A 2,034-nucleotide genomic window follows, 5' to 3' on the forward strand; every position below is an offset into this window, starting at 1 on the left:
GGCATCGTGGAAATCGGTCCGAATGATACCCTTGGTGCGCCCCGCAACCTCGACGTCATAAAGCCAGCCCGCTTCGCCAGAAATTACCCGGTTTTTGCGGGTCTCCAGCTTCATCTTCTGGCTCAAGGAATGAATCCTGAGCCTAGGGGCGGACGATGCCGCCCTGCGTCAGCGCCTACGAGATATGGCAAGCCAGCGCCGCCGCTTTGGCTATTGCCGTCTGGGCTATCTTCTGGCGTGAAAAAGGTTCAGCCCCAATCACAAGAAGCTGTTCCGTCTTTACCAGGAGGAAGGTCTGAAAGCCCGCCATCGGGGTGGCCGCAAGAGAGCGCTGGGAATGCGCCCCCATAACCATCCCCCAGGAACCCGGGCAGCGCTGGAGCCTAGATTTTGTCTCGGATGCCCTGATCTGTGGTCGCCGGTTCCGCATTCTGGCTGTTATCGACGATTTCAGTCGCAAGAATCTGGCATTGGTTGCCGACACGTCATTGTCGGGTGGACGTGCGGCGCGGGAATTGACGGCCCTAGTGGAATGACATGGCAAACCCCTCATGATTGTCAGCGATAACGGAACGGAGTTCACATCCCATGCCGTCCTGAAATGGGCCGATGAAATGAAGAGCGAATGGTACTATATCGCCCCGGCGAAGCCACAGCAGAACGGATTTGTCGAAAACTTCAACGGTTGGCTGAGGGATGAATGTCTCAACGAAACGCTGTTCACGTCTCTGACGCATGCTCCCGAGCCCCTTGTCATCCCATCAATACCAAACCATAAAACCGGGAATTCTCTTTTTGAATGGTAACAAAAAGGGGGGCACTTCAATTTCTTTGCTGATCAGAAATCACAGGCGAAGCTGTTCGTCCGGACCGTAGGCATAACGCGAGCCACCATGAGAAGAGGGCAGGCCAATATCGGCTACAACATGCACCTCTTCCTCGAAAAGATTAACGCCGTCGCGTAGCAATTCAGAGCATGGAATCGCCACTCTTCTGGAAACGCAGAGTGAAAGTCAGACCCGAGAACCACCAGTTAGCTGAAGCTTAAACCCAAAATCAGGCAGAAGGTTCGTCAATCAACGGTTCTCCGATCCCTGCAACTCGCCACAACTTCGGGACTCTCTCTCGATTCTTCAACGTAAAAAGCGTTTCAGGGCATCTACCTTGACTTCAATATTCAGATGAACGCGTGTAGAAGGCCCGGTGCATGACGATCTACATCTGCACGAACCTTCGGGTCGAGCGCATAAAGCACTCTCAAAAAAGTATCTGGGTCAGGTTCATCCTGAAGACTAACGAGCCATACAATAAACCTTTCGAAGCTTACCATATTGGACATATTAGGGAGAACATAGCTTTGAAGAGGATTATCTATTTCACCTTCCCAATTTAATTCATGAAATTCCATTTTTTCCCAATCGTTTATTTCTTCTCTGTCACACGTTACATTTCCAAAACTTCCTTCAGTCGGTGGAGCGGCTCCAAGGAAGAGAGCGTTAAGAGGGCTGCGGAGAGATATTGTGACATTACCTGATCTCTCAACATAATATATAATATTCGATAGTTCGCGTTCGTCAGATGTCACCGTTAAAGGGGATCTCAAACTGACAGGATTGCATACATCGTCAACTCTATAGAGCGTAGCTAGATTTGGTGACGATGGGTAGCACGCTGCTAGAACGCGCACGAGTTTATTCTCGGAAAATAGACTCAAATCTGCATGTACCAGAGTTTCTGTTTCAAGAGAATAACATAAGGAAGTGCCCCAACATGTCGTGACCTCATAAACGCGCGGTAACTCAATAGGAGGTTCAGTTCCCTTCTCCGTTACAAGATTCAGATATCGCATTTTCAAAAGTGTAATAGCAGAGCGGATTATTTCGTTATTGATGGGAAGAAGAATTTTTCTTACTTTCGGCATCAATCGACGCGGAAATCTCACAGAAGGGTTGTACATCGGGTTAGATTATGAAAAAGTCTGTTTTGTAGAAAAGAAATTTTCGTAAGCTATAAGAAAACCCGATGCAGACAGAG

General features: G+C 48.8%; 2 pseudogenes. Both read left to right on the forward strand.

Annotation, left to right across the window (positions count from 1 at the left end):
• Positions 1-151: 151 nt before the first annotated feature.
• Positions 152-740 (forward strand): annotated as a pseudogene (locus GVI59_RS19240) (DDE-type integrase/transposase/recombinase); the annotation flags it as partial.
• A gap of 90 nt (positions 741-830) precedes the next feature.
• Positions 831-965 (forward strand): annotated as a pseudogene (locus GVI59_RS18485) (IS5/IS1182 family transposase); the annotation flags it as partial.
• Between the last annotated feature and the right edge of the window lie 1,069 nt (positions 966-2,034).

This window comes from Acetobacter sicerae (genome assembly GCF_011516765.1).
GTDB classification, from domain to species: Bacteria; Pseudomonadota; Alphaproteobacteria; order Acetobacterales; family Acetobacteraceae; genus Acetobacter; species Acetobacter sicerae.